Here is a 4,994-nt window from a genome sequence, read left to right on the forward strand (position 1 = left end):
AAGGTCAGCGGCGGACGCGCAGCGTGACCACCTGGAACGGCGTCAGCTCCAGCAGCACGGCGTCGCCGTCGCGCGCGGCCGCGCCGTCGGCGCCGGCCAGCGGGCGCTCGAGCAGGTCGGTCACCTCGACCGACGCGTGCGCGAACGCCGGCGTGACGCGCGCCCGCGCCCGCCCGCCGCGGCTCTCGTAGAGCCGCACGACGACGTCGCCGCTGCCGTCCTCGGCGAGCTTGACCGCCTCGACGACGACGGCGTCGTCGTCGACGCGGACCAGCGGCTCGACGCCGTGGGCACCGGGAACGACGCGCTCGGGCAGGTTGAGCGCGTAGCCGTGCCGCACCGCGTCGTCGATCCCGGCGCCGACGACGAGCTCGCACGTCAGCTCGTGCTCGCCCTGGTCCGCGTCGGGGTCCGGGAACTTCGGCGCGCGCAGCAGCGACAGGCGCACGGTGGTGCCCCGGGCGCCCTGCGCGTCGGTCGCGTCGGCGGTGCGGGTCCGCGTGATGTCGTGCCCGTACGTCGAGTCGTTGGCGACGGCCACGCCGAAGCCCGGCTCCCCCACGTGCACCCACCGGTGCGCGACCGTCTCGAACCGCGCGTGGTCCCACGACGTGTTGACGTGCGTGGGCCGGTGCACGTGCCCGAACTGGATCTCCGACGTCGCCCGCTCGGCGCGCACGTCGAGCGGGAACGCGAGCTTGAGCAGCTTCTGCCGCTCGTGCCAGTCGACGCGCGTCGTGATGCGCAACCCGCGGCCGTCGGCCGGGAGGGCCAGGTCCTGCTCGACGCGCGAGGAGCCGAACTCCCGCAGCACGCGCACCACGGGCCCGGACGCGCCGTCGGCCACCTCGATCTTCGCCGCGCCGACGAGGTCGGTCGTGCTGCGGCGGTAGTGCTCGTCGATGTCCCACGCCTCCCACTCGTTGGGGACGTCGCGGTGCAGCTGGAGCAGGTTCGCCCGGGCGCCGGGCAGGATCGCCTCGCGCCCGCTCCGCCGGTCGACGGCCGAGACGACGTGGCCGTTCGGGTCGACGACGACGCGCACCAGGTCGTTCTCCAGCACCCAGCCGTCACCGTCCGGGCCGGGCACCGGGGTCACCGTGCCGGCGCCCCGCGGCGCCTCCAGGACGGTCGCCCCGAGCCCGGCGACGCCGTCGCGCGCGAACGGCCCGGCGTTGACGGCGACCGGCCGGTCGCCCTGCCCCACCAGCGCGCGCAGCGCGTCGTCGACGATCTCCTCGAGCTCCCGCGCCACCTCGGCGTAGTTCCGCTCGGCCTCGCGGTGCACCCACGCGATGGACGACCCGGGCAGGATGTCGTGGAACTGCTGCAGCAGCACCGTGCGCCACAGCCGCTGCAGGCGCTCGGCCGGGTACTCCGCACCCGCCCGCACGGCCGCGGTCGCGGCCCACAGCTCGGCCTCGCGCAGCAGGTGCTCGCTGCGGCGGTTGCCGCGCTTGGTGCGGGCCTGCGAGGTGTAGGTGCCGCGGTGGTACTCGAGGTACATCTCCCCGGTCCAGGTGGCCGGGCTCGCGTACTCCGCCCGGGCGGCGTCGAAGAACGACTGCGAGTCGGACAGCTCCACCCGCGGCGACCCCTCGAGGTCACGGGTGCGCCGCGCGGCCGCGACCATCTCGCGGGTGGGGCCGCCGCCGCCGTCGCCGAACCCGAACGGCACCAGCGACGTGTTGGCGCGCCCCTTCTCCGCGTACTGCCGCTCGGCGCGCGCGAGCTCCTCGGCCGACAGGTCGGAGTTGTAGGTGTCGACGGGCGGGAAGTGCGTGAACACGCGCGACCCGTCGATGCCCTCCCACCAGAACGTGTGGTGCGGCATGGTGTTCGTGTCGTTCCACGAGATCTTCTGCGTGAGGAAGTTGTCGCTGCCCGCCAGGCGGGCGAGCTGCGGCAGCGCGGCCGTGTACCCGAAGGAGTCGGGCAGCCACACCTCCTTGGGCTCCACGCCGAGCTCCTCGATGAAGTACCGCTTGCCGGCCACGAGCTGGCGGGCGAGCGCCTCGCCGCCGGGCATGTTGGTGTCGGACTCGACCCACATGCCGCCCACCGGTACGAACCGGCCCTCGCGCACGCGCTCGCGGATCCGCTCGAACAGCTCGGGGTAGTGCTCCTGGACCCACGAGTACTGCTGGGCCGAGGAGCAGGCGAACCTCACGTCCGGGTCCTCGTCCATGAGGGACAGCACGTTGGAGAACGTGCGCGCGCACTTGCGCACGGTCTCGCGCGTGGGCCACAGCCACGCGGAGTCGATGTGCGCGTGCCCGACGGCGTGCACCCGGTGGGCGGACGCCGCGGCCGGGGCGGCCAGGGCCGGCGCGAGCGCCGCACGACCCGCGGCGGCGGTGCCGGCCACGTCGTCGGGGTCGACGGCGTCGAGCATGTCCTCGAGCGCGCGCAGCACCTCGGCCGCGCGCGGGGCCGTGCCGGGCAGCACGCGCACCAGGCCGTGCAGGGCGCGCACGTCCTGCAGCAGCTCCCACACGGTCTCGTCCACGAGGGCCACGTGCATGGTACGCAGCACGTAGATCGGGTCCGGCCCGGAGGTCTCCCACGCCCCCATCGGCGTCGGCCGCGTCCAGGCGCCGCCCGGCACGTCCGGGTTGGCGGCGGCCTCGACGTAGAGGTCGACGCGGCCGTCGGCGTCGAGCGCCTGCCCCGCGACGAGCGGCACGTGCTGGTTGCGCGGCTCGACGGCCTTGACGATGCGGCCGTCGGGGGTCCAGGCGGTCCCCTCGGCCTGGAAGCCCGGCCCGGCGCCGGTGAACCCGAGGTCGACGACGAGCTCGACGCGCGTGCCCGCGGGGGCCGCGTCGCCGGACCACCCGGCCGGGACGTCGCCGGTCACGTGGAACCACGTCGTGTCCCACGGCCGGCCCCAGGGGCTGCCGAGGGCGAACGGCGCGTACGACGCCGCGACCGCGTCGGCGAAGGGCACGGGCTCCCCGCCGACGGTCCACGCCTCGACGTCGAGCGGCCGGGTCTCGCGCAGGACGGCGGGCTCCAGCCAGTCCTTCACGAAGCGCTCGAGGCGCATGGTGGTGCGGGTGGTGGTGTCGTGCATGGATCAGGCTCCTGGTGACGGGGCGGGCGGTGGAACGGGGAGGGCAGACGGGTCGCGGTCAGCCCTTGACGGCGCCGGCGAGCGCGAAGGAGCCGCCGGACAGCCGCGAGACGAGCACGTACAGGCCGACGGCGGGCAGGGCGTAGAGCATCGAGTAGGCCGCGAGCTGGCCGTACGCGACCGAGCCGTACTGGCCGAAGAACGCGAAGATGCTCACGGCCGCGGGCTGCTTCTCCGGGGTGAGCAGCAGCACGAAGGGGACGAAGAAGTTCCCCCAGGCCTGGATGAACACGAAGATGAAGACGACGGCGATGCCGGGCCGCATGAGCGGCAGCACGATGGTGCGCAGCGTGGTCATGGCCGACGCGCCGTCCGTCCAGGCCGCCTCCTCGAGGGAGATCGGCACGGAGTCCATGAAGTTCTTCGTCATCCAGATCGCCATCGGCAGCGACGTCGCGGCCATGAAGAACGTGGTGCCCGCCAGGGAGTCGAGCAGGTTGAGCCGCACGAACAGCGAGTAGACCGGCACCATCATCGCCGTGATCGGCAGGCAGGTGCCGAACAGCACGGCGTACAGGAACGGCTTGTTGAACCGCATCCTGTACCGCGACAGCGGGTACGCCGCGAGCACCGACGCGAGCACCGTGATGAGGCCGGTGCCGGCGGACAGCACGAACGCGTTCGCCAGCGGCACCCACGTCTGCTCGGGCGTCATCACGGCCGTGAAGTTCTCGAGCGTGAACGTCTCCGGCAGCCCGACGGCGAGGGTCGCGCTCGGGTCCAGCGACGCGAGCACGATCCAGCCGAGCGGGAGCAGGAAGCACAGGCCCACCACGACGAGCACGACGTTCGACAGGACGCGGGCGGCGCGCGGCCCGGGGGCGGCGACCGACGCCGCGGTCCGGCGCCGCGCGGGAGGCGCGGCGACGACGTCGGGCACCGGCGAGGGGGCGGGGGCGGTCCGGGCCATCAGTCGACCTCCGGCTTCAGGCTGCGGATGTACACGACGGAGAAGACGGCGCCGATCACCAGCATCACGGTGGCGATCGCCGTGCCGTAACCGACCTGGGCGAACTTGAACGCCTCCTGGTAGGCGAGGATCGGCAGCGTGGAGCTGTCGGTGCCGGGACCGCCGCCCGTCATCACGTAGATCAGCGTGAACACGGACAGCGTCTGGAGCGTCGTGAGCATGAGGTTGGTCGAGATGCTGCGGCGGATGGTCGGGAGCGTGACCCACACCAGGCGCTGCACCCCGTTGGCCCCGTCGACCGTCGCGGCCTCGGTGATCTCCGGCGGCACCTCCGCGATCGCGGCGGAGTAGACCATCATCGAGAACGCCGTGCCGCGCCAGACGTTGGCGAGGATGACGGCGAGCATCGGGTACTGGAACAGCCAGTCGGGGCCCGTGATCCCCACGCCCGCCAGCAACGAGTTGAGCGTGCCGTCGGCGTGGAAGAACGCGTAGGCCGCGAAGGCGGCGACGATCTCGGGCAGCACCCACGCCGTCACGACGAGCGTCGAGACGACGGCCCGCACGGGCTTGAGCGCCGAGCGCATGAGCATCGCCAGCCCGAGGCCGGCCACGTTCTGCCCGATCACCGCGGACGCGATGACGAACAGCACCGTGAGCCACAGGGCCTTCGGGAAGTCGGGGTCGCCGAGCAGCGCGACGTAGTTGTCCAGGCCGACCCACTCGGGGTTCGCCGCGTTCGGGCCCGTGAGGGCCGCGTTGGTGAACGAGCCGTAGAACGACCACACGACGGGCCCGAGCATGAACAGCGCGAGCAGGGCGACGGCGGGCAGCATCGGGACGAGGCGGCCGGCGGTGGGGGGCCGCCGCCGGGGGCCCCCCGCCGCCCCCCCCCCCCCCCCCCCCCCCCCCCCGGGGGGGGGGCGGGGGGGGGGGCCCGGGGGGCAC

Annotated in this window: 3 protein-coding genes; all 3 read right to left on the reverse strand. The window is 73.8% G+C overall.

Annotated features, from left to right (window positions below; translation table 11 throughout):
* Positions 1-4: 4 nt before the first annotated feature.
* Positions 5-3,076 (reverse strand): alpha-mannosidase, encoded by a 3,072-nt coding sequence (locus tag ACFUVW_RS19500; protein WP_430572956.1) that lies wholly within the window; start codon positions 3,074-3,076, stop codon positions 5-7.
* A gap of 58 nt (positions 3,077-3,134) precedes the next feature.
* Positions 3,135-4,046: a carbohydrate ABC transporter permease gene (locus tag ACFUVW_RS19505; protein ID WP_430572957.1), complete on the reverse strand. Its 912-nt coding sequence runs from the start codon at positions 4,044-4,046 to the stop codon at positions 3,135-3,137.
* A partial coding sequence (locus ACFUVW_RS19510) for a carbohydrate ABC transporter permease (protein WP_430572958.1) occupies positions 4,046-4,994 on the reverse strand: 949 nt, incomplete at its 5' end. The genes ACFUVW_RS19505 and ACFUVW_RS19510, both read right to left, overlap by 1 nt.

The sequence above is a fragment of the Isoptericola sp. NPDC057391 genome, assembly GCF_042668085.1.
In the GTDB taxonomy this organism is placed as follows: domain Bacteria; phylum Actinomycetota; class Actinomycetes; order Actinomycetales; family Cellulomonadaceae; genus Isoptericola.